This window comes from Mycobacterium sp. GA-0227b (assembly GCF_001499855.1).
In the GTDB taxonomy this organism is placed as follows: domain Bacteria; phylum Actinomycetota; class Actinomycetes; order Mycobacteriales; family Mycobacteriaceae; genus Mycobacterium.
Genome location: NZ_LQIK01000004.1, coordinates 162,800 through 181,976 on the forward strand (window position 1 = coordinate 162,800; position 19,177 = coordinate 181,976).

Sequence of the window (19,177 nt, forward strand, 5' to 3'; positions counted from 1 at the left end):
GGCGTTACGGACCCGTGTACCCCGGCGGGTTGGGCGTGTCGACCCAGAGGTCGACACCGAGTTCGGCGCCGGGCACGCAGTTGTATACCGACAGGTCGGTCACGCCCGACTCGAGCAGCACGTCCTCGCACAGCGCCGAGTTCCCGGTGTACTCGCGGGCGGCCTTGTTGAGGATCACGTACGCGGCGTCGGCGTAGACGTCGGGCTTCCGCGCACGCCCCATCGCCTCATCGCCGCCGAGCAGGTTCTGCACCGCGGCCGTGGCCACCAGTGTCCGTGGCCACAGGGTGTTGGAGGCGACGCCCTCGTCGCGCAGCTCCTCGGCGATCGCCAACGCGCACAACGACATCCCGTATTTGGCCATCATGTAAGCGGTCGGTTTGAGCCACTCCGGCTCGAGCCGCACCGGCGGGGACAGCGTCAGGATGTGCGGGTTCTCCCGGCCCACCATGTGCGGAATGCAGGCCTGCGAAACGGCATACGTACCTCGCACCTGGATGCCGTTCATCAGGTCGAACCGCTTCAGCGGCACCTCGGTGATCGAGCCCAGGTTGATCGCCGAGGCGTTGTTGACACAGATGTCGATGCCACCGAACTGCTCGACGGTCTGGGTCACCGCAGCGGCGACCGAATCGCCGTCGCGGATGTCGCCGACGATGGGCAGCGCCTGCCCGCCGGCGTCCTCCAGCTCCTTGGCCGCGGTGTAAACGGTGCCGGGCAGCTTCGGATGCGGTTCGGCGGTCTTGGCGATCAATGCGATGTTGGCGCCGTCGGCAGCCGCCCGCTTGGCGATCGCCAGGCCGATCCCGCGACTCGCGCCGGAGATGAACATGGTCTTTCCCGAAAGCGACATGGCCTCACCCTAACCGCCGGGCGGGCGCATCCGACGAGACCGAGTGTGACCTTTTGTCACGCGTTCAGCGCTCGACACGTGTCGATAACCCACGTCCGGCCCGGGAAACGTTCATGCGCAGATGTCGGCGGTGACCGCGTCGGTCAGCCGGACCAGGTCCTGCGGGGGGACGGCGACGTCGCACCCGCGCTTGCCCGCGCTGCACAACACCCGGGCCCAACCCAGAGCGGACACGTCGACGACGGTCGGTAGCGGCTTGCGCTGACCCAACGGCGAGATTCCGCCGACCACATAGCCGGTCGACCGTTCGGCCGCCGCCCGCTCGGCCATGGTGACCTTGGACACGCCGAACGCAGCGGCCGCCGCCTTCAACGAAAGCTTGGCCGGTACCGGTAGCACCGCGACGCCGAGGCCTTCGGGCAGCGCCAGCACCAGCGTCTTGAAGACCTGAGCGGCCTCGATACCCTGTGCCCCCGCCAGCGCGTCCACGGCCTCCTCGCCGAACGACTCGGTGCGGCGGTCGTGGTGGTACTGCAGAACCTCGTGTGGGACCTCCGCGGCGATCAGGGCTGCGATGGCAGGAGTAGCTGCGCGCGCCACCGCGCCAGACTAATGCGCGCGCCGACGCCGGTATTCCGGGAACAACCACGCCCCCGGCCGCTGTTATTGACGGCGACTGTGGCGTCGCGGACGCGGCGGCCGGAAAACATGTCGGTCTCAACCTCTAGGATTGGCTGAAGGGAGTCACTTGTGCCAACGCTGGCGATGGACTTCCCGATGCGCCCGGTGGATGTGCCGGGCTTGTTCGGTGGCACCGCGACAGAAGGGACGGTGTTCCCCACAGTGACCGATTCTGAGACCGACTCCGACGGGTCGACGCGCGATACGGCGCCGGAGACAGGGCCGGAAACCCCGCCGTCGCAGGAGACCGACGCCGAGCTGACCGCGCGCTTCGAACGCGATGCGATTCCGCTGCTCGACCAGTTGTACGGCGGCGCGCTGCGCATGACGCGCAACCCCGCCGACGCCGAGGACCTGCTGCAGGAAACCATGGTGAAGGCCTACGCCGGCTTCCGCTCGTTCCGCGAGGGCACCAACCTCAAGGCGTGGCTGTACCGCATCCTGACCAACACCTACATCAACAGCTACCGCAAGAAGCAGCGCCAGCCCTCGGAGTATCCGACCGAGGAGATCACCGACTGGCAGCTCGCCGCCAACGCCGAGCACTCGTCGACCGGGCTGCGCTCGGCCGAGGTCGAGGCGCTCGAGTTGCTGCCGGACAACGAGATCAAGGAAGCGCTGCAGGCGCTACCTGAGGATTTCCGGATGGCGGTCTACTACGCCGACGTCGAGGGCTTCCCCTACAAGGAGATCGCCGAGATCATGGACACGCCGATAGGCACGGTGATGTCCCGGTTGCACCGGGGCAGGCGCCAGCTGCGCGAACTGCTGGCCAATGTGGCCAGGGAGCGCGGTTTCATGCGGGGACAGCAGATGGACACACCCGAGGAGGTCTCGTCATGAGCTCGTTCTCGGACGACGAGCGCTGGCGGCCCCCGGTCGGCCCCGTCGATCCCGAGCACCCCGAATGCGCGGCGGTCATCGCCGAGGTATGGACGTTGCTCGACGGAGAATGCACGCCCGAGACGCGTGACAAACTGCGCCAGCACCTCGAAGACTGCCCCGCGTGTCTACGCCACTACGGCGTTGAGGAGCGGGTCAAGAAGCTGATTGCGAAAAAGTGCAGCGGCGACAAGGCGCCAGAAAGCCTGCGAGAGCGGCTGCGCATCGAGATCAGCCGCACGACGATCATTCGGCGCGGCTAGCGCGCTGCGGCCAACACCGGGCGCGGTCAGCGCACCGACTTCGAACCGGCGTTCGGCCGCTTACCGTGGTTGGCCTTGGTGTGCTTGCGGTCGCGCTTCTTACGGCCACGCTTGGCCATGGTCTACCTCCGAATGGTCTGGTGGATTTCTCGGCCCGCATCCGGCGGGCACGTCGGAGCCATTGTCTCATGGCCCTGCGACACCGCTGACGGGCCTGTCGTGTGGTTCGATGTAGGCCGATAGGCATTCACAGCAGCGGAGTGGAATGGGGTGAGGATGGCCGAGGACGTTCGCGCTGAGATCGTGGCCAGTGTGCTCGAGGTCGTGGTGAGCGAGGGCGATCAGATCGGCCAGGGCGACACCCTGGTGCTGCTGGAGTCGATGAAGATGGAGATCCCGGTGCTGGCCGAGGTGGCGGGCACCGTGAGCAAGGTCAGCGTCTCCGTCGGCGACGTCATCCAGGCCGGTGACCTCATCGCGGTGATCAGCTGATCACCGCGTCCGTGTGATCCGCCGCCGGAGGTAAACCCGCGATGTCCACGCTCGGTGACCTGCTCGCCGAGCACACCATGCTGCCCGGCAACGCGGTCGATCATCTGCATGCGGTGGTGGGCGAGTGGCAGCTGCTCGCCGACCTGTCCTTCGCCGACTACCTGATGTGGGTGCGCCGCGACGACGGCTCCCTGGTCTGCGTGGCGCAGGTGCGACCGAACACCGCCCCGACCGTGCTGCTGGCCGACGCGGTCAGCACGCTGGCCGCGGCGGACGCGCTGCCCGTCGTCGCCGCGGCGTTCACCTCAGGTGAGATCGCCGTGGGAGACGGTGCTGGACAACAGGTTTCACCCGGTCTCAATGTCGAGGCCGTGCCTGTGCGGTACAAGGACGAGGTCGTCGCGGTGTTGACCCATCAGACCGCTCTGGCCGCTCGCAAAGCCAGTCCGCTGGAAGTCGCGTATCTCGACTGTGCTCGCGATCTGCTGCACATGTTGGCCGAAGGCACCTTTCCCAACGTCGGAGACCTTGCGATGTCGCGGTCGAGCCCACGCGTCGGTGACGGGTTCATCCGGCTCGACGAGACGGGGGTGGTCACCTTCGCCAGCCCGAACGCGATCTCGGCCTACCACCGGATGGGGTTGGCCGCCGAACTCGGCGGCCACAACCTCGTCACTGTCACGCGCCCCTTGATCGGCGACCCGTTCGAGGCGCAGGAGCTGGCGAACCATGTGGGCGATTCGCTGGCCGGCGGGTCCAGCATGCGCATGGAGGTCGACGCCGGCGGTGCCGCCGTGCTGATGCGTACGCTGCCGCTGGTCGTGCACGGCAAGGCCGTTGGCGCCGCGGTGTTGATCCGTGACGTGACCGAGGTCAAGCGTCGCGACCGGGCATTGCTGTCGAAGGACGCCACGATCCGTGAGATTCACCATCGCGTGAAGAACAACCTGCAGACCGTCGCGGCACTGCTGCGCCTGCAGGCCCGGCGCACCAACAACGACGAAGGCCGCGAGGCGTTGATGGAGTCGGTGCGACGGGTGTCGTCGATCGCGCTGGTGCACGACGCGCTCTCGATGTCGGTGGACGAGGAGGTCAACCTCGACGAGGTCGTGGACCGAATCCTGCCGATGATGAACGACGTTGCGGCGGTGGACAGTCCGATCCGCATCAACCGGGTCGGTGATCTGGGTGTGCTCGATGCGGATCGCGCCACCGCGCTCATCATGGTCATCACCGAGCTTGTGCAGAACGCTATCGAGCACGCATTCGAGCCCGGGACTAGACAGGGCTGCGTGACGATCCGGGCCGAACGATCGGCCAGGTGGCTCGACGTGGTGGTCCACGACGATGGACGCGGCCTGCCCGACGAGTTCAGCCTGGAGGGATCCGACCGGCTCGGTCTTCAGATCGTGCGGACGCTGGTGTCGGCGGAACTGGATGGGTCGCTGGACATGCACGAGGTGGCCAACGGCGGGACCGACGTCGTGCTGCGTGTGCCGCTGGGCCGCCCGCGGCGCGCCGCCCAGTAGAAATTCGCTGATTGGCCATTAATGTCGCGAATTGGCCAAATTGAATTCGCACAAAGATACGGCCCCGACAAATGTCGGGGCCGTAAAGGTTGGTGCTGGACGCGGACTCAGACTCCGCTGCGAGCCTTGGTGCGAGCGTTGCGCCGCTTCAGCGCGCGACGCTCGTCCTCGCTCATGCCACCCCACACGCCGGCGTCCTGCCCGGACTCCAATGCCCAGGTGAGGCACTCGGTGGTCACCGGGCACCGGTTACAGACGAGCTTCGCGTCAGCGATCTGAGCGAGCGCCGGGCCGCTGTTTCCCACGGGGAAGAACAGCTCCGGATCTTCATCGCGACAGACCGCCTTGTGGCGCCAATCCATAAGATCAAACTCCTCGTCAAGATATGTCCAGTGTGCGCAGCGCAGCGCACGGCTTTTTCTTCGGCTGTTTAACACGTGCACATTGAATGTTTCTGCAACGTTGCTTCGATGCTTTCACAGGCTGGACAGATGTCAATACTCGTGAGTTAACAAGTGCGCAATGTCACTAGCCGGGTGGCCTCGCATATCACCCACTCGCCTGTACTAGACTCGATCCAACTCCGTCTCGAATCCTACGTCGCGAACCTATCGCCGCAGGTCAGAGGCTTTCTCCAGGGCAGGCGCGAGCACACCGAGCGCGTCCGGAACAGCGGTGAACCTCATCGAGTCCCGCAAGCCCACGTAATCACCGTCGATCTGGCAGGCCACCGGAGTCTCGCTGGTCACCTGCAACCAGGGCAGGTCATCGTCGCGGATGAGGTGTTTGGCCTCGATACGCGGTTTCTTCGCCAGCATCCGCCGCACCAACCCCAGGTTCGCCCACACGTTCATGCTGGTCGTGGCGAACACGCCCAGGCCGGTCTCGAACGTCGTGGTCGGATTCGTCCACACCGGTCTGGCGTTGGCGTAGGTCCATGGACTCGCGTTGGACACGAACGCGAAATGAACGGCGTCGACCGGTTCGCGGTCGGGGAGATGCAGCGTCAGCGACGGTTCCTTACGGGCGCTGGCCAGCATCTCCCGGATGGCGACGCGCACGTAGCGGTAGGCGGTGACCTTGCGGCCCTTCGCGCGCTGCGCCTCGACGGCAGCCACCACGTCGCCGTCGACCCCCATGCCCGCGGTGAACACCGCCCAGCGTTCACCGCAGTCCATCAACCCGATCCGCCGCCATTCCTTCCGGTGCCGGTAGCCCGACAACAGGTCGACCAGCTGATTGGTCGCCTCGATCGGGTCGGGGCTGATTCCCAGGGCGCGCGCGAACACGTTGGCGGAGCCACCGGGCACCACACCGACCGCGGGGGCGGCGGCGCCGGGGCCGCCAACTTCGAGAACGCCGTTGACCACTTCGTTCACCGTGCCGTCGCCCCCATGCACGATCAGCACGTCGACACCGGCGCGCGCCGAGTCGCGGGCGATCTCGATGGCATGCCCGCGGTGATCGGTATGCGCGACGGTCAGCTTCACGCGGCTCTCCAGCGCGTGGGCCAGCAGGTCGCGTCCGGCCGGAGTCGTCGACGTGGCATTGGGGTTCACGATCAGCACGGCGCGCACGGAGTCCGAGCCTACTGAACGGGCCCGCGTGACCCTCTACGCTCGACGACGTGATCGTTCCCTCACCGACGACCGTGCGGCAGGCCGCTGTTCTCGTGGCCGCCGAGGGCGTCGTCGCGCTGGCGGCAGCTTTGGTCTACGTCGTGAGCGGGTTCGGCGAGGCCGAGGAATCGGGGCTGAACAAGTACGGCACCGCGCTGTGGTTCGCGATCATGGGCTCGGCGGTGCTGGCCGCGTCCTGGGCGTTATGGACCGGCAGGCGGTGGGGCCGCGGCATCGCGGTGTTCGCGCAACTGCTGCTGCTGCCCGTGGTCTGGTACATGGGCGTGGGGTCGCACCAGTGGATCTACGCCGTTGCCCTCGGCGCGGTGGCGGTGCTGACGCTTGCTCTGCTGTTCAGCCCCTCGGCGCTGCAGTGGGTGAGCGCTCATGGCGACTCGGCGGCCAGCGCCGACAGGTCGGGCCCCGAGACCCGGTAGGTGATCCAGTCGGTCTGCGGCTTGCCGCCGACGGTGTCGTAGAGCGCGATCGCGTTGACGTTCCAGTCGAGCACCGCCCACGACAGCCGGCTGTATCCATGTTCGACGCATTCGCGGGCCAGGGTGGCCAGCAACTTGCGGGCCAGCCCGCGCCGTCGGAACTGCGGGCGCACGTACAGGTCTTCGAGGTAGATGCCCTCGACGCCGTCCCACGTGGAGAAGCTGCGGAACCACAGCGCGCTCGCGGCGGCCTGCCCGTCGACTTCGGCGATGTGGCCCTGCACCGTCGCCGGCTCGGTGAAAAGCGCTCGGCGCAACTGGTTTTCGGTGACGGTGCATTCGAGGGCCGCATGTTCGAAATCCGCGAGCTCGTGGATCATCGCGGTCAACTCGGGCTCGTCGCCCCGCCGCACCCGCCGGATCAGCTCGGTCACGGTTCGACGCCCAGAGCGGTGAGGATGGTATTGAATTTCGTTGTGGTTTCGTCGAGTTCGTCGTCGGGATCGGACTCGGCGACAATGCCGCCACCGGAATACGCTTCTGCGGTGCGGCGATCCGCCGACAGCTGCGCGCAGCGGATCGACACCACCCAGCGGCCGTCACCGCGCTGATCGCACCAGCCGACGGCGCCGGCGTAGAAGCCGCGGTCCCCCTCCAGCTCGCCGATCAAGTCGGCCGCATCGGCCGTGGGCACACCGCCGACCGCGGGGGTCGGGTGCAGAGCGATTGCCAAATCCAATGCGGTAGTGGACTTTTCGCGGAGCTTGCCGGTGATGCGGGTGGCCAGATGCCACACCGCGTCGGTCTTGCGCAGTGCCGGCTCGGCTGCGACGTCGAGATCGGCGCACAGCGGGTCGAGCACGTCGCGGATCGTGTCGACCACCAGCTGGTGTTCGTGGCGGTTCTTCGCCGATGCGGCCAGCGCCGCGCCGTTCGCCTCGTCGGTGTCCGGATCCGGGGAGCGGGGCGCCGATCCCGCGAACGGTGCGCAAACCACGTCATCGCCGCGGCGGGCCACCAGTAGTTCCGGGCTCACACCGACCAGCACCGCCCCCGAGTAACCGCCGCCCGCGGCGGTCAGATCGGCGAGGTAGCCGTTGGCGGCAGGGTCCGCGCTGACCAGGCGGTGCAGGACGGTGCGCGCATCCAGCGGGCCGCCGGCGGCCAACCGCAGCGCACGGGCCAGCACGACCTTGTGCAGCCCGCTCGACGGGTTGTTCAGCCGGTCCACCGCCGCCGCGACCCGCGAGCGATGTTCGTCCGGATCAGGCAGCGTCTCGGCGATGCGCACGTCGGGCAGCGGCCGAAGCGGCCACTCCGGCAACGCGTCGAGGAACTGAACATTCTGCGGCCGGATCAGGGCGGCCGGTTTGGTCATGTCGAAAGGCAACGCGCCCACGATGATCGGAGCACTGTGCGACGCAAGCGCCGCGCGCGCTTCGGCCACTTTCGGGAATGCGGTGTGCACCCCCTCCGCGACGACGGCGCCGCGGGAGGCCAGGACGAAGGACGGCTCGCGAGTCACCGCGGTTTACACGGATCCCGGTGGCCGGTCAGCCCCTGCGCGATGATCTGGCGGATCGCGTGCTCGAAGCCGAGCACCGCGACGGAGGCCGCCGCCATCGCGAACCGGATGCCCTCGGCGACCGGCATCTCCACCCACCGCGCGATCACCGAGCGGGAAAAGTGCCCATGCCCGACGAACACCACGTCGCGGGACTCCATGTGCGTCAGCGCCAACTCGACGGCGCGGTCCGCGCGCTGTGTGACCTCAGCGACGCTCTCGCCGCCGTCGGCGCCGTGCGTCCAGATCAGCCAGTCGGGAACGGTCTGACGGATCTGCGGCGTCGTCAGCCCCTCGTAGCGGCCGTAGTCCCATTCCTGCAGGAGCGGGGACACCTCGTCGACGGTCAGCCCGGCCAGTTCGGCGGTGTCCGCGGCACGCCGCATCGGGCTGCTGAGCACCAGCGGGTTGTCGAGTTCGAGTCCGGCCAGCGCTTCGGCCGCGAGTTTGGCGCGCACGCGGCCGGTTTCCGTGAGCTCCAGATCGGTGCGGCCGGTGTGTCGACCGCTCTTCGACCACTCCGTCTCGCCGTGACGAAGCAGTACCAGACGGTGCTGCAGGAGGCCCACGCTGACTGATTCTGCCGCACGGCCCGTCGCGGCGTACCTGCCGTGCAACGATGAGCATCGTGACTCGAGTACTTGCGGTCGCCAATCAAAAGGGTGGGGTAGCCAAGACGACGACGGTGGCGTCGTTGGGCGCGGCGATGGTGGAGAAGGGTCTGCGGGTGCTCATCGTCGACCTCGACCCGCAAGGCTGTTTGACGTTTTCGCTGGGGCAGGATCCCGACAAGCTGCCGGTGTCGATCCACGAGGTGCTGCTCGGCGAGGTCGAACCCGACGCCGCGCTGCTCGACACCCCCGAGGGGATGACGCTGCTGCCGGCCAACATCGACCTCGCGGGTGCCGAGGCGATGCTGCTGATGCGCGCTGGTCGCGAGTATGCGCTCAAGCGGGCGCTGGCCAAGCTCTCCGATGCCGGCTACGACGTGGTGATCGTCGACTGCCCGCCCTCCCTGGGCGTGCTCACCCTCAACGGCTTGACCGCCGCCGACGACGTGATTGTGCCGCTGCAGTGTGAGACGTTGGCGCACCGCGGCGTCGGCCAGTTCCTGCGCACCATCGCCGATGTCCAGGCGATCACGAACGCCGAGCTGAACCTGCTGGGGGCGTTGCCGACGCTGTACGACTCGCGCACGACGCACAGCCGCGACGTGCTGCTCGACGTCGCCGACCGATACGACCTGCCGGTGCTGGCGCCGCCGATTCCGCGCACCGTCCGGTTCGCCGAGGCCAGCGCCTCGGGCGCGTCGGTGCTGGCCAGTCGGAAGAACAAGGGCGCGCATGCCTATCGGGAATTGGCCGAGGCGCTGCTCAAGCATTGGCGGAAGGGCAAGCCGATGCCGACGTTCGCCCCGGAAATCTAGGAATTTCGGTGTCGTCCGTCGCGCTCACCGCAACCAACTACACCCAAATCACGTCTCAGCCGAGCGCCACCAGCTGATCGCCGCGCTGCTCGAGCAGCGTCGAGCCCGCCACCGCGGGCACCACCGGGGCCGAACCGGGCGGCCGGGCCACCGGAATGTGGCGTTCGCCGCGACCGGTCTCGGGATCGAACACGTCGTAGCCGCCCGTGACGGGCACCAGCAACCGGCCCGCCATGATCGTCGCCGGCCCCACCGGCACGTTTCCGCCCACCGGCGCGACGGTGTACTTGTAGCGAAGCCCGTTGGCGGAGAAGACCATTACGCTGTCGCCGGTCCACCAGGTGATCAGGTCGCCCGCACGCGACATCGTGGCCTGCGGCGACGGCGGGCGGGCCACCTCCGTGCTGGCGATCGTCGCGCCCGTCTCGTCGACGATGTTCACCGTGGGTTTGGGTGTGGGCACGTAGACGGCGGTGGTGGTGTCGGCGACCGCCACCACCCGCGCGCCGGAATCCTTCGGCACGCCGGGCTGCGGCACGTACTTCAACTCGGGGGTGTCCTCCTCTTCAGAGGGCCGCAGCAGCGTGAGGCGCAGATCGGGCTGCCGTGGGCACGCCTCGAGCACCGACACCGCGCTGGAACTGGCCTGCGCCGACACCAACCGGCACAGCGGAGCCGTCGGGGTGTCCGGTTTGATGCGGGCGTCGAGGGCGCCGTAACTGATCATCCGGACCATGTCGGAGCGCCACAGCTCGAGTCGGTTCTCGCCCGCCGAGAGCACGGTGGTGCCGTCCGACGTCAACGTCACCTCGTCATCGGCATACGAGGTCCGCGCCGGCCCCCGCGTGCCGGTCTTGGCGTCGATGGTGCTGACTTGGCCGCATCCGCGCACGTCGGGATATACGGCCACCGCGTACTGATAGACGTAGCTGACCCCGCACAGGTCGAGGTCACGCGAATAGCTCCACAGCGTGTCGCCCGTCGCGGGATCGCGGCCCTCGACGGTGCTGCCGTCGCCGGTCACCACGGCGCCGCCGACGACGAGCGGCCTCGTCGTGCGCCCGCTGGGTGCGGTCCACAACTGGCGCACGGTCTGCGGAACCGCCTTGGCCGGGGTCAGCGGCTGAACCGGGACCGCGGCGGGCCTGCTGATCGTTGCCCGTGCGTCACTGGTCCACCAGACCAAGCCGGCCGTCACCGCGACCACGACGCCAATCGCCAGAGCCACCAGCACGTCGGTTCGGGTGCGACGTTCGGGTTTGACCATCGCGCGGCCGGGGCCTCGCTAGCCGGCGCTGGCCGGGGCCTTGCGCGGCCGACGGCGGCGCCTGCGCTTGGCCGGGCCCGCGTCGCCGGAACCCTCAGCGGCGTCGCTGGACTCCTGCTCGGGCGACGTGGACGCCTCGGGATGGCCGCTGGCCGGCTTGCCTCCGCGCGTGCGGCGGCGGGTGCGGTTGCGGGTGCGCGCGGGGCGGTCGGCCGACTTCTCCGCCGGCGCGCGCCTGCTCTGCACCTTGACGGGTTCGCCGACGGTGCCGGTGGCCTCGGCGGGGATGCCCAGCTCGCTGTAGAGATGCGGCGAGCTGGAGTACGTCTCGGCGGGATCGGGGCAGCTGAGGTTCAGCGCCTTGTCGATCATCGTCCAGCGGGCCAGTTCGTCCCAGTCCACCAAGGTCACGGCGACGCCGGTCTTACCCGCGCGCCCGGTGCGGCCGATGCGGTGCACGTAAGCCTGCTCGTCCTCGGGGATCTGGTAGTTGATCACGTGGGTGACGTCGTCGATGTCGATGCCGCGGGCGGCGACGTCGGTGGCGACGAGCACGTCGATCTCGCCGGTGCGGAACGCCTTGAGCGCCTTCTCGCGCGCGCCCTGACCGAGGTCACCGTGCACGGCGCCGACCTTGAACCCACGCTCGGCGAGTTCGTCGGACACTTTCTGGGCGGTGCGCTTGGTGCGGGTGAAGATCATCGTGGCGCCGCGGCCCTCGGCCTGCAGGATGCGGGCGACCATCTCCACCTTGTCCAGCGCGTGCGCCCGGTAGGCGAACTGCTCGGTGGTGTCGTGGGTGGCCGCCGAATGCGGGGCCTCGGCCCTGATGTGCGTCGGCTGGTTCATGAAGGTGCGGGCCAGCGTGATGATCGGGTCCGGCATCGTGGCCGAGAACAGCATCGACTGCCTGTTGTCGGGAATCTGGCGCAGAATCCGCTCGATGTCGGGCAGGAAGCCGAGGTCGAGCATTTCGTCGGCCTCGTCGAGCACCAGCATGGACAGTCCGCCCAATTTCAGGTGCCCCTGCTGGGCCAGGTCGAGCAGGCGCCCGGGCGTGCCGACGACGACGTCGACTCCCTTTTGCAGCGCCTCGATCTGTCCCTCGTAAGGCCGTCCACCGTAAATCGAGGTGACCGACAGCTTGCGGTCGCCGACCGTGAGGTACTTGCCCGCGGCCGCCAGGTCGCCGTACACCTGCAGACACAGCTCGCGAGTCGGCACGACCACCAGCGCCCGCGGGACGCCGGTCAGCGGGCGGTCGGCGTCGGTGGTGATCCGCTGCAGCAGCGGCACACCGAAGGCCAGCGTCTTGCCCATGCCGGTGCGGGCCTGGCCGATCAGGTCGTCGCCGGCCAGCGCCATCGGCATGGTCAGCTCTTGAATGGCAAATGGATGTTGCTTGCCGTCCTCGGCGAGTGCACGCACGATTTCGTCGCGGACTCCGAGTTCAGCAAATGTGGGGTTGAGATGCGTCATACGCGAAAAGAGGCCTTTCGATTGTCATCCTCATGGGCTTCCACGCGCGCACGAGTTCGACAAAAGTTATGGCCAGTGAAGACCAGAGCCCTGCGCTGAGGTAGGCGGGCCCACTGCGTGCACGCACATTTCTTGGGTGGCGGCGAGTTTCGTCAGTGCCGCTGCCCGAAACCATCATACCTGGTGATGTTCGCTCGACTGGCCAGGCGCGGTGACGTTTAGAGTTGGGCCCATGAACTCGACGCCACCGGCACCCGGGCAAACCGACTCGGCGACGTCAGGTGTGTCGGCCGAGCATCCCGGCGTCAACGAACTTTTCGCGCTGCTGGCCTACGGCGAGGTGGCGGCGTTCTACCGGCTCACCGACGAGGCGCGCATGGCGCCGAACCTGCGCGGCCGCATCAACATGGCCAGCATGGCGGCTGCCGAGATGAACCACTACGAGGTGCTGCGCGACGCGCTCGAGCGCCGGGGGGTGGAGGTCGTGCCGGCGATGACGAAATATGCGTCGGCCCTTGAGAATTACCACCGGCTGACCACTCCGAGCACCTGGCTCGAGGCGTTGGTCAAGACCTATGTCGGCGATGCCCTCGCCGCGGACTTCTACCTCGAGATCGCCGACTCCATGCCCGACGACGTCGCCGACGTGGTGCGCGCGGTGCTGTCGGAGACCGGCCACTCACAGTTCGTCGTCGCCGAGGTGCGGGCGGCGGTGACGGCCAGCGAGAAGCAGCGGCACCGGCTCGCGCTGTGGTCGCGTCGACTGCTCGGTGAGGCGATCACCCAGGCGCAGTTCGTGTTGGCCGATCACGACGAGCTGGTCGATCTGGTGATGGCCAGCGGCGAAGGGCTGACGCAGCTGACCGAGTTCTTCGACCGGCTGCAGCGCACACACACCTCCCGCATGCAGGAGCTGGGGCTGGCCTGAAACCCGCCTGAGCGCGCTACTGGGTGCAGCTGGCGATCATCGAGTTGTTGTTCTGCGCGGTGATCAGCGTGCCCGCAGCGTCGGTGATGCTGCAGTTCAGCTGGCCGGCGACGCTGGTCGCGGTGACCGACTTGAGCTCCACACCAGGTTCGAGGACGACCTGTTTGGCCCACGGCAGCGCGACGTTGACCTCGGTCTTCAGCGCGCCCTGGCCGTCGGTGTAGATCACCGTCACGAGGTCGATCAACTGGCGGTTGCCCGTCACCCGGTAGGTGATGGTGCGCGGTGACACCGGTGCAGGCGGCGGGACGGCCGCGGGCTGGGTGGCGGTGGGTGGTGCCGTCTGAGCGGTCGGGGTCTCGGCGGTCGGGCTGACGGTCGTGACGGTCTCCGGCGGCAGCGACGAGGGGACGGGCTGGGTCGCACCGGCGCGCGGGGCGGTCGTCGTGGCCGGCGCGCTCGACAGGGTGGGGGCGTCCGAGGTCGCGGTGGCCGACACCGAACCGCTGTCGCCGCCGCCGAGGATGATGCCGGTGGTTCCGATTGCGATGAACAGGATCACGCCGGCGATTCCGGCCACCCACATCCAGCGCCGATCGATGCGCTCCTCGTCGTACTGCTGTTCGTACTCGTCATAGTCCTCGTACTCGTCGGGGGCCGGCATCCCGTCGTACTCGTAGTCGAGGTCCGGGGCGGGTGGTTCGGCGTACCCGGCGTAGCTGGGGATCCGTTCGGTCGGGGTGAGCGAATACGGCGAATGCGCGGTGTAAGGCCTGTTCATATGGGTTTTCCCGGGTCGTGTAGGGCACGGAAACTGTTGCCGGGCCTGATGCTATCGATGCTGGAGTGACGGGTGAGGTTCAGTGGCTGGTGTGTTGGTTACGGTCCGGACTCGGTTCGGTCGCCGTTGGTCTCGGAGCTTCGCTGACCGCGAACTCACCGGCGCGCTGCGCGCGGCGCGCCGTCCATTAGCCTTGCGTCAAGTTCTTCGGTGCAACGGAAAGGGACCACGGCGTGGAGGTCAAGATCGGTGTCACGGACAGCCCGCGCGAGCTGAGCTTCAACAGCGCGCAGACACCAAGCGAGGTGGAGAAACTGTTCACCGACGCGCTGGCCAAGGACTCGGGCGTGCTGGCGCTGACCGACGAGAAGGGTCGCCGTTTCCTGGTGCAGACGTCCAAGATCGCGTACGTAGAGATCGGCGCCGCCGACGTTCGGCGCGTCGGCTTCGGGGTCGGGCTCGGGGCTAAGACCGGGTAAGCGGCACGTGTGACAGGCCGCCCCAGGCGAACTGCACGGTGCCCTCGACCGCGTCCTCCTTCGAGATCGGCCGGTCGTTGTTGAGCCAGTAGCGCGCGGAGTCCACGCTGATCGCCACCAGGCCGACCGCGATCATCCTCGCGCGGTGCGCTTCCAGTCCGGAATCGCGGCTGATCAGGTCGAACACCGCGTCGGTGCACGCCTCGGTCGCCACCTTGACCTGCGCGGCGACCTGGGGTTCGTTGACGTAGTCGTTCTCGAAGATCAGCCGGTAACCCTGGCCGTCGTGCTCGATGAAGTCGAAGAACGCCTGGACCGCGGCGCGCAACCGCTGGCGGTTGTCGGTCGTGGTGCGCAGCGCCTGACGCACCCCGGACACCAGGTTTTCGACGTGCTTGGCCAGCACCGCCAGATACAGCTCCAACTTCGACGAGAAGTGTTGGTAGAGAACCGGTTTGCTCACACCGGCCCGGTCGGCGATCTCGTCCATCCCTGCGGCGTGGTAGCCGCGATCGACGAAAACCTCGCTGGCAGCGACCAGTAGCTGACCGCGGCGCTCGTCGCGCGGCAGCCTGCCGCCCCGGCGGTTCAACACTTCGCCGCTGCCCGGCTGTGCGCCTCTCCGCGCGGCGGTGTTGGCGAGATCGCTCATCACTTCCTTCATTTGAAGTCGTCTGGCTCTATCTGGCTCGGTTTTTCGCAATGACACTACTACCGTTGGCAATGCGCGCACGTGAGGCACGGCTCACAGCGACTCCAACCGTCGGTGGCGCGCCGAGAGTTCGACTGCGCTGGCCTGTGTCATCCTGTTTCGGTGACCTACGACTCCCGCACGCGAGGAGGACAACTGGGTCCAGAGCATCGCAGCAGCGGCCGCGTGCCCGCGCTGCGCAACGAGTGGCGTGAGCCTTTGCGCGCCCAACGCGACCCGCTCGCCGAGAGCTCGGGACGGGTCAGGTCCAACCGCGCCGAGCACCGCGGAATTCGTAAGCAGACGTGGCTCGGCCGCTTCCTTTCCACCTACGGCTGGCGGGCCTACGCGCTGCCGGTGCTGATCGTGGTGACCGCGGTCGTGGTCTACCAGACGATCACCGGCACCAGCGCGCCCGCACCGATGCAGGCCGAGGGTCCGGTGCAGGGCCCGCCGACCATCGGGGTGGCCAGCACGGCGATCATCGGCGCGCCGCCGAAAGGCCTGACACAGTTCGACGCGAACCTGCCGACCGGAATCCTGCCGCAGGGCGGGCCGTTCACCCAAGCCGGCGCCAAGACGTGGCACATCGTGCCGGGCACCACCGCGCAGGTCGGGCAGGGCACCGCGAAGGTGTTCAGCTACACCGTCGAGGTCGAGAACGGCATCGACACTGCGACGTTCGGCGGCGACGAGGCGTTCGCCCGCATGGTCAGCGAGACCCTGGCCAACCCCAAGAGCTGGACGCACAATCCGCAGTTCGCCTTCGTCCGCCTCGACGCGGCGTCGAACGTCGAGCCCGACTTCCGGATCTCGCTGAGCACGCCGATGACCGTGCGTGAGGGCTGCGGATACGACATACAGCTGGAGGCGTCCTGCTACAACCCGGCTTACGCCGACGGGCAGCCGCGCGTGTTCATCAACGAGGCGCGCTGGGTGCGCGGGGCGGTGCCGTTTCAGGGCGACGTCGGCTCGTATCGGCAGTACCTGATCAACCACGAGGTCGGCCACGCGATCGGCTATCAGCGGCACGAGCCGTGCGGGGGCAACGATCAGCTGGCGCCGGTGATGATGCAGCAGACGTTCTCGACCAACAACAACGACGCCGCGCGGTTCGACCCGCAGTCGGTGCAGCCCGACAACCACACCTGCAAGCCCAACCCCTGGCCGTATCCGATCGCCTGAACGAGACCTGCGTCACCCCCTCGGGTGCGCGAGCTTGCGGGTTTGCACACGACACGCCACCTTTTCCAGTACTTCCCGCACGCTCACCGGCCGTGGAGCGGGCGGGAAGCGCTGACGTCTCATTGCTGTTGAAAGTCGTACCTGCTGAGATGGACTGCAGACGTCAATTAAGGAGATTTCTCGGTGTCTACACCGTTGCCGCCGCTGGTCGAACCGGCGGCTGAACTCACCCGCGAGGAAGTCGCGCGCTACAGCCGCCACCTCATCATCCCGGACCTCGGCCTGGACGGGCAGAAGCGGCTGAAGAACGCCCGGGTGCTCGTCATCGGCGCCGGTGGGTTGGGTTCGCCGACGCTGCTGTACCTCGCCGCGGCCGGCGTCGGCACGATCGGGATCGTCGAGTTCGACGTGGTCGACGAGTCGAATCTGCAACGCCAGATCATCCACGGCCAGGCCGACATCGGCCGATCCAAGGCCGAGAGCGCCCGTGACTCGATCCTCGACATCAACCCGCTCGTGAACGTCCGGCTGCACCAGTTCCGCCTCGAGCCCGACAACGCCGTCGAGCTGTTCGCGCAGTACGACCTGATACTGGACGGCACCGACAACTTCGCCACCCGCTATCTGGTCAACGATGCCGCGGTGCTGGCGCACAAGCCCTATGTGTGGGGCTCGATCTACCGGTTCGAGGGTCAGATCTCGGTGTTCTGGGAGGACGCCCCCGACGGTCTGGGCCTGAACTACCGCGACCTGTACCCGGAGCCGCCCCCTCCCGGGATGGTGCCGTCCTGCGCGGAGGGCGGGGTGCTGGGCATCCTGTGCTCCTCGGTCGCGTCGGTGATGGGCACCGAGGCGATCAAGCTGATCACCGGCATCGGGGAGACGCTGCTGGGTCGCCTGATGGTCTACGACGCGCTGGACATGACGTACCGCACCATCAAGATCCGCAAGGATCCCTCCACCCCGAAGATCACCGAGCTGATCGACTACGAGGAGTTCTGCGGCGTCGTCTCCGATGCCGCCGCCGAAGCCGCTGCCGACTCCACGATCACCCCACGTGAGCTCAAGGAGCTGCTGGATTCCGGCAAACCGCTGGCGCTGATCGACGTGCGCGAGCAGGTCGAGTGGGACATCAACCGCATCGAGGGTGCCGAGCTGATCCCGAAGGGCTCCTTCGAGTCGGGCGAGGCGCTGGCTCGGCTGCCGGTCGACCGGACGCCGGTGTTCTACTGCAAGACCGGTGTGCGCTCCGCCGAAGTGTTGGCGATCGCGAAGAAGGCGGGTTTCTCCGACGCGATGCATGTTCAGGGCGGAATCGTGGCCTGGGGCAACCAACTCGAACCCGACATGGTCATGTACTAACGGCTGGTTAGCCGGAATCCGGCTTACGCTGAGGTGGTGACTGTCGAACGGCCACCGGATCATGTGCTGGCCGCGTTCGGCCTGACCGGCGTTGCGCCGGCTCCCCTCGGATCGAGCTGGGAAGGCGGCTGGCGCTGCGGCGAAGTCGTGCTGTCGATGGTCGCCGACCATGCCCGCGCCGCGTGGTCGGCCAAGGTGCGGGAAACGTTGTTCGTCGACGGAGTGCGGTTGGCGCGTCCCGTGCGCTCCACCGACGGACGGTATGTGGTCGCCGGCTGGCGCGCGGACACTTTCGTCGCGGGCACCCCGGAGCCGCGCCATGATGAGGTGGTCTCGGCCGCGGTGCGGCTGCACGAGGCGACGGCCAAGCTGGAGCGTCCGAGGTTTCTGACACAGCCGCCGGTGGCGCCGTGGGCCGACGTCGACGTGTTCATCGCCGCCGACCGCGCCGCGTGGGAGGAGCGCCCGCTGCACTCGCTGCCGCCGGGCGCACGGGTGGCGCCCGGTTCGGCCGACGGGCAGCGCTCGGTCGAACTGCTCAACCAGCTCGCCGGGTTGCGCAGGCCGACGAAGAGCCCTAGTCAACTGGTGCACGGGGACCTCTACGGCACAGTGCTTTTCGCGGGCACCGCCGCACCGGGGATCACCGACATCATCCCGTACTGGCGGCCGGCATCGTGGGCGGCCGGTGTCGTCGTGGTCGACGCGCTGTCCTGGGGAGAAGCCGACGACGGGCTCATCGAACGTTGGGGCCCGCTGCCCGAATGGCCGCAGATGTTGTTGCGCGCATTGATGTTCCGCATCGCGGTGCATGCGCTTCACCCGAGGTCGACGGCTGCCGCGTTTCCCGGACTGGCCCGCACGGCGGCCCTGGTACGACTGGTGCTCTAGAGCATGTCGAACCTGAGTTACCGGCACGCTTGCCGGCCCGCGAAACGTGTGACGGGCCCACATTCGGCACTTCAGAAGGTGTGCCGGACCTCGCTGAGCCTTATCCGGCCATCGTTCGCGAGCACGCCTTCGGCCCGCAGCCGCTCCAGCTGACGCGTCGCCAGATGCGGCGCGGGCTTTCCCGACGCGGTGATCACCCGATGCCACGGCAGGTCCGATGAGTCGGTGCGCATGATCCAGCCGACAATCCGCGGGCTGGAAAGCCCTGCGGCCTCGGCGATATCGCCGTACGTCGACACGCGACCGGCAGGGATGGACGCCACGAGAGCGCGCACTGCCTCGACCTGTTCGTCGGTGATCGCGGCCAT

General features: G+C 67.8%; 24 protein-coding genes. 11 read left to right on the forward strand and 13 right to left on the reverse strand.

The window, feature by feature from the left end; all coding sequences use genetic code 11:
- Positions 1 to 4: 4 nt before the first annotated feature.
- Positions 5 to 853: an SDR family oxidoreductase gene (locus AU185_RS05745; RefSeq protein WP_059098991.1), complete on the reverse strand. Its 849-nt coding sequence runs from the start codon at positions 851 to 853 to the stop codon at positions 5 to 7.
- 111 nt (positions 854 to 964) lie between these two features.
- Complete coding sequence (locus AU185_RS05750; RefSeq protein ID WP_059098990.1) at positions 965 to 1,453, reverse strand: YbaK/EbsC family protein; 489 nt, start codon at positions 1,451 to 1,453, stop codon at positions 965 to 967.
- A 165-nt stretch (positions 1,454 to 1,618) separates the two neighbouring features.
- On the opposite strand from AU185_RS05750, the gene AU185_RS05755 reads away from it, so the two are divergent.
- Both AU185_RS05755 and rsrA read left to right on the forward strand, forming a co-directional pair.
- Positions 1,619 to 2,377 (forward strand): sigma-70 family RNA polymerase sigma factor, encoded by a 759-nt coding sequence (locus AU185_RS05755; RefSeq protein ID WP_172800348.1) that lies wholly within the window; start codon positions 1,619 to 1,621, stop codon positions 2,375 to 2,377.
- The gene (gene rsrA / locus AU185_RS05760; protein ID WP_059098988.1) at positions 2,374 to 2,679 is read left to right on the forward strand and encodes a mycothiol system anti-sigma-R factor; all 306 of its coding nucleotides are present in this window, start codon (positions 2,374 to 2,376) and stop codon (positions 2,677 to 2,679) included. The genes AU185_RS05755 and rsrA overlap by 4 nt, the downstream gene beginning before the upstream one ends.
- A gap of 26 nt (positions 2,680 to 2,705) precedes the next feature.
- Here rsrA and AU185_RS25870 read toward each other — a convergent pair whose 3' ends face one another.
- A complete protein-coding gene (locus AU185_RS25870; protein WP_090355725.1) occupies positions 2,706 to 2,798 on the reverse strand; it encodes a 50S ribosomal protein bL37 in 93 nt (30 codons plus the stop codon).
- A gap of 157 nt (positions 2,799 to 2,955) precedes the next feature.
- Here AU185_RS25870 and AU185_RS05765 point away from each other — a divergent pair, with 157 nt between their 5' ends.
- Positions 2,956 to 3,171, forward strand: a complete 216-nt coding sequence (locus tag AU185_RS05765; protein ID WP_059098987.1) for a biotin/lipoyl-binding carrier protein — start codon at positions 2,956 to 2,958, stop codon at positions 3,169 to 3,171.
- Between the two features lie 41 nt (positions 3,172 to 3,212).
- Positions 3,213 to 4,700, forward strand: a complete 1,488-nt coding sequence (locus AU185_RS05770; protein ID WP_059098986.1) for a sensor histidine kinase — start codon at positions 3,213 to 3,215, stop codon at positions 4,698 to 4,700.
- A 107-nt stretch (positions 4,701 to 4,807) separates the two neighbouring features.
- Here the strand turns inward: AU185_RS05770 and whiB1 are convergent, their stop codons facing one another.
- On the reverse strand, positions 4,808 to 5,062 hold the full coding sequence (gene whiB1, locus AU185_RS05775; RefSeq protein ID WP_014208822.1) for a transcriptional regulator WhiB1: 255 nt from the start codon (positions 5,060 to 5,062) through the stop codon (positions 4,808 to 4,810).
- Between the two features lie 246 nt (positions 5,063 to 5,308).
- Positions 5,309 to 6,277: a diacylglycerol/lipid kinase family protein gene (locus AU185_RS05780; protein WP_059098985.1), complete on the reverse strand. Its 969-nt coding sequence runs from the start codon at positions 6,275 to 6,277 to the stop codon at positions 5,309 to 5,311.
- Between the two features lie 50 nt (positions 6,278 to 6,327).
- Between AU185_RS05780 and AU185_RS05785 the strand changes: the two genes are divergently transcribed.
- Positions 6,328 to 6,756 (forward strand): hypothetical protein, encoded by a 429-nt coding sequence (locus AU185_RS05785; protein WP_059098984.1) that lies wholly within the window; start codon positions 6,328 to 6,330, stop codon positions 6,754 to 6,756.
- On the opposite strand, the gene AU185_RS05790 is transcribed toward AU185_RS05785, so the two are convergent.
- From AU185_RS05790 to AU185_RS05800, 3 genes are read right to left on the reverse strand one after another with little or no spacing between them, the layout of a single operon-like run.
- The gene (locus tag AU185_RS05790; RefSeq protein WP_059098983.1) at positions 6,705 to 7,190 is read right to left on the reverse strand and encodes a GNAT family N-acetyltransferase; all 486 of its coding nucleotides are present in this window, start codon (positions 7,188 to 7,190) and stop codon (positions 6,705 to 6,707) included. The genes AU185_RS05785 and AU185_RS05790 overlap by 52 nt on opposite strands.
- A complete protein-coding gene (locus tag AU185_RS05795) occupies positions 7,187 to 8,281 on the reverse strand; it encodes an isochorismate synthase (protein WP_059098982.1) in 1,095 nt (364 codons plus the stop codon). Before AU185_RS05795 ends, AU185_RS05790 begins: the two co-directional genes overlap by 4 nt.
- Positions 8,278 to 8,889, reverse strand: coding sequence for an acid phosphatase (locus AU185_RS05800; RefSeq protein ID WP_059099083.1), 612 nt, complete (start codon positions 8,887 to 8,889; stop codon positions 8,278 to 8,280). Before AU185_RS05800 ends, AU185_RS05795 begins: the two co-directional genes overlap by 4 nt.
- A gap of 50 nt (positions 8,890 to 8,939) precedes the next feature.
- Between AU185_RS05800 and AU185_RS05805 the strand changes: the two genes are divergently transcribed.
- Complete coding sequence (locus tag AU185_RS05805) at positions 8,940 to 9,746, forward strand: ParA family protein (RefSeq protein ID WP_059098981.1); 807 nt, start codon at positions 8,940 to 8,942, stop codon at positions 9,744 to 9,746.
- Between the two features lie 55 nt (positions 9,747 to 9,801).
- Here the strand turns inward: AU185_RS05805 and AU185_RS05810 are convergent, their stop codons facing one another.
- The gene (locus AU185_RS05810; RefSeq protein WP_059098980.1) at positions 9,802 to 11,013 is read right to left on the reverse strand and encodes an Rv3212 family protein; all 1,212 of its coding nucleotides are present in this window, start codon (positions 11,011 to 11,013) and stop codon (positions 9,802 to 9,804) included.
- 18 nt (positions 11,014 to 11,031) lie between these two features.
- Complete coding sequence (locus AU185_RS05815; protein WP_059098979.1) at positions 11,032 to 12,492, reverse strand: DEAD/DEAH box helicase; 1,461 nt, start codon at positions 12,490 to 12,492, stop codon at positions 11,032 to 11,034.
- Positions 12,493 to 12,724: 232 nt separating this feature from the next.
- Here AU185_RS05815 and AU185_RS05820 point away from each other — a divergent pair, with 232 nt between their 5' ends.
- Entirely contained in the window at positions 12,725 to 13,420 is a 696-nt protein-coding gene (locus AU185_RS05820; RefSeq protein WP_059098978.1) for a ferritin-like fold-containing protein, read from the forward strand.
- Between the two features lie 16 nt (positions 13,421 to 13,436).
- Here AU185_RS05820 and AU185_RS05825 read toward each other — a convergent pair whose 3' ends face one another.
- Positions 13,437 to 14,201, reverse strand: coding sequence for a hypothetical protein (locus tag AU185_RS05825; protein ID WP_059098977.1), 765 nt, complete (start codon positions 14,199 to 14,201; stop codon positions 13,437 to 13,439).
- 233 nt (positions 14,202 to 14,434) lie between these two features.
- On the opposite strand from AU185_RS05825, the gene AU185_RS05830 reads away from it, so the two are divergent.
- Positions 14,435 to 14,680 (forward strand): DUF3107 domain-containing protein, encoded by a 246-nt coding sequence (locus tag AU185_RS05830; protein ID WP_059098976.1) that lies wholly within the window; start codon positions 14,435 to 14,437, stop codon positions 14,678 to 14,680.
- Here AU185_RS05830 and fasR read toward each other — a convergent pair.
- Complete coding sequence (gene fasR, locus AU185_RS05835; protein WP_059099082.1) at positions 14,667 to 15,332, reverse strand: HTH-type transcriptional activator FasR; 666 nt, start codon at positions 15,330 to 15,332, stop codon at positions 14,667 to 14,669. The two genes, AU185_RS05830 and fasR, sit on opposite strands and share 14 nt — an antisense overlap.
- Positions 15,333 to 15,494: 162 nt before the next feature.
- Here fasR and AU185_RS05840 point away from each other — a divergent pair, with 162 nt between their 5' ends.
- The 3 genes from AU185_RS05840 (at position 15,495) to AU185_RS05850 (ending at position 18,809) form a co-directional block, all read left to right on the forward strand.
- Positions 15,495 to 16,556, forward strand: coding sequence for a DUF3152 domain-containing protein (locus AU185_RS05840; RefSeq protein WP_082683749.1), 1,062 nt, complete (start codon positions 15,495 to 15,497; stop codon positions 16,554 to 16,556).
- A gap of 183 nt (positions 16,557 to 16,739) precedes the next feature.
- Positions 16,740 to 17,918 (forward strand): adenylyltransferase/sulfurtransferase MoeZ, encoded by a 1,179-nt coding sequence (moeZ, locus tag AU185_RS05845; protein ID WP_059098975.1) that lies wholly within the window; start codon positions 16,740 to 16,742, stop codon positions 17,916 to 17,918.
- Between the two features lie 36 nt (positions 17,919 to 17,954).
- Positions 17,955 to 18,809: a TIGR02569 family protein gene (locus AU185_RS05850; RefSeq protein ID WP_059099080.1), complete on the forward strand. Its 855-nt coding sequence runs from the start codon at positions 17,955 to 17,957 to the stop codon at positions 18,807 to 18,809.
- Between the two features lie 71 nt (positions 18,810 to 18,880).
- On the opposite strand, the gene AU185_RS05855 is transcribed toward AU185_RS05850, so the two are convergent.
- A complete protein-coding gene (locus AU185_RS05855) occupies positions 18,881 to 19,177 on the reverse strand; it encodes an MGMT family protein (RefSeq protein ID WP_059098974.1) in 297 nt (98 codons plus the stop codon).